Genomic DNA, 2,266 nt, shown 5'->3' on the forward strand with positions numbered 1-2,266 from the left:
TCTCAAGGTGCACGCTCTGCGGCTGATCCGGTCTCACCGGGCCGCGCGGCAAGGAGATATATTGCCAGACCGGAGGGCCCCCGGGGGCGGGAATCTGGGCGTACACATTTCCTACACATATAAGGACTCTCGGCTGGCTGGGTAAATATAAGAGGGGACCTCGTTTCCGAGATCCCCTCTTTCGCCTATCTACAGTAATAGACTCTTAAATACCTTATGCCAGCAGCTTGCGACCGGACTCTTCAATCGCGTCAAGTGCTGCATCAGCCTCGGCGGCATCCGTGCCCTTGGCAAAGATATACAGCTTGATCTTGGGCTCGGTGCCAGAAGGACGGACGATACCCTTGTTGCCACCCTCGAGATCGAACTCAATGACATTAGCCTTCGGCAGGCCGTTCACGCAGGTGTTGTAGTCCACGACGGCCTCAATCTTGGACCCAGCAAGCTCCGCAGGCGGGTTCTCGCGCAGACCGGCCATGATGCCGGCCATCTTTGCCGCACCCTCAGCACCCGGATAGCTCAGCGAAATCGTCTTATTGTGGTAGTAGCCATACTTCTCGTACAGCTCGTGCATCGCGTCGGCGAGGTTCTTACCCTGCAGCTTGTAATACTGAGCCATCTGGCAAATCAGCAGCGAAGTGCTCACGGCGTCCTTGTCGCGCACGTGATCACCAGCCAGATAACCGTAGCTCTCCTCAAAACCGAAGATAAAGCGATCGACTTCACCGGCATCGGAAAGCGAGGTAATGATGTCACCGATGTATTTGAAGCCCGTCAGGCAGCGACGGAGCTCAAAGCCATATTCCTCGGCCAGAGCATCGACCATGGCGGAAGAAACAATGGTAGTAACCGCGACCTTCTTAGTGAGGTCCTCGCCGCGGGCGGCACGGGTCTTGCAAATATAGTCGAGCAGCAGGACGCCCATCTCGTTACCGGTCAGCAGCAGATAGTCATCGCCATTCTTAACGGCAACACCAACACGGTCGGCGTCGGGATCGGTCGCAAGCAGCAGATCGGGGTGAACCTGCTCGCAGAGATCGATGCCCTTCTGCATGGCCTGTCGGATCTCGGGGTTAGGATACGGGCAGGTCGGGAAATCGCCGTTAGGTTCCTTCTGCTCGGGAACAACCGTGACATCAGTGATGCCAGCGCGCTCGAGCACCGTGGTGACGGGAATGAGGCCGGTACCATTCAGCGGCGTATAGACAAGCTTGAGCGGTGCGCCGGCAATCTCCTCGGCAGAAAGATTCGTAACGCCGCGAGCGAGAACGGCGTCGTAATAACGCTCGAGGCACGAGTCATCGATCCATTTGACCAGGCCCTGCTCAAGAGCCTCATCGAAGTCCATGGACTTCACGCCGGTGAACGTATCGGTCTCGGCGATTGCCTTAGAAATAGTATCGGCGGCCTCGCTGGTGATCTGGCAGCCATCGGGGCCATAGGCCTTATAGCCGTTATACGGCGCCGGGTTATGGCTAGCGGTCATGCAAATGCCACCGGAGCACTTAAGATCACGAACGGCCCAGGAGAGCGTCGGCACAGGAGAAATCTTGGGATAAACGAGGGCAGTCACGCCGTTTGCTGCAAGAATGGCAGCCGTCGTCTTAACGAACAGCTCACCTTTATTGCGGCTATCGCGAGCGATGGCGACCGTTGGATGCTCGAAGGTCGCATTGAGGTAGTCAGCGAATCCCTGGGTCGCACGACCGACCGTATAGATATTCATACGGTTAGTGCCCGCACCGATAGTGCCGCGAAGGCCGGCAGTACCGAAGGCGAGATCTTGGAAGAAAGCGTCGGTGATGGCGTCCTCATAGCCCTGCTCCTTCATCGTGTTAAGCTCAGCGAGGAGCTCCTCGTCCTTGACATTGGCAATCCAAGTATCAAGCAGCTCATGAACATCTGCCATGTGAGTCCTTCCTTCACAATCAATAAAACGACCCGTGTAAAACAGGACAAGCGCAGCAGTGCGCTAAAGCAAATATTAGTCCATTGAGAACAGAGAACTGAGCACAGAACGGTGAACGTCTATATTCAGCGGTGGATGATTTAATTGATTTAATTGCATAAGTATTGTTGCCCGTAAACGCAAGAAAGGGGGAGGCCGCGAGGCCCCCCCCTTCTTCAAGTCAAGCGTACGGCTCGGTGCCGTCCACCGGTCAGCGGCGCCCTGGCCTCCCACGGGCTGGCCCCGCAGTACTCTCGGCGCGATGGGGCTTAGCTTCCGGGTTCGGAACGGGACCGGGCGTGCCCCCCATGCTCTGGC

1 protein-coding gene and 1 rRNA gene are annotated in these 2,266 nt (G+C 56.9%); both read right to left on the reverse strand.

Annotation, left to right across the window (positions count from 1 at the left end):
• Positions 1-214: 214 nt before the first annotated feature.
• Positions 215-1,909 (reverse strand): phospho-sugar mutase, encoded by a 1,695-nt coding sequence (locus tag GT571_RS09910; protein ID WP_161156981.1) that lies wholly within the window; start codon positions 1,907-1,909, stop codon positions 215-217.
• 248 nt (positions 1,910-2,157) lie between these two features.
• Positions 2,158-2,266, reverse strand: a 5S ribosomal RNA gene (gene rrf, locus GT571_RS09915); the annotation flags it as partial.

This window comes from Collinsella aerofaciens (genome assembly GCF_009876115.1).
Classification (GTDB): domain Bacteria; phylum Actinomycetota; class Coriobacteriia; order Coriobacteriales; family Coriobacteriaceae; genus Collinsella; species Collinsella aerofaciens_N.

Excerpts from the sequence above, each read along its gene's own strand:
- GT571_RS09910 (WP_161156981.1), bottom strand. The coding sequence starts at position 1,909 with ATGGCAGATGTTCATGAGCTGCTTGATACTTGGATTGCCAATGTCAAG.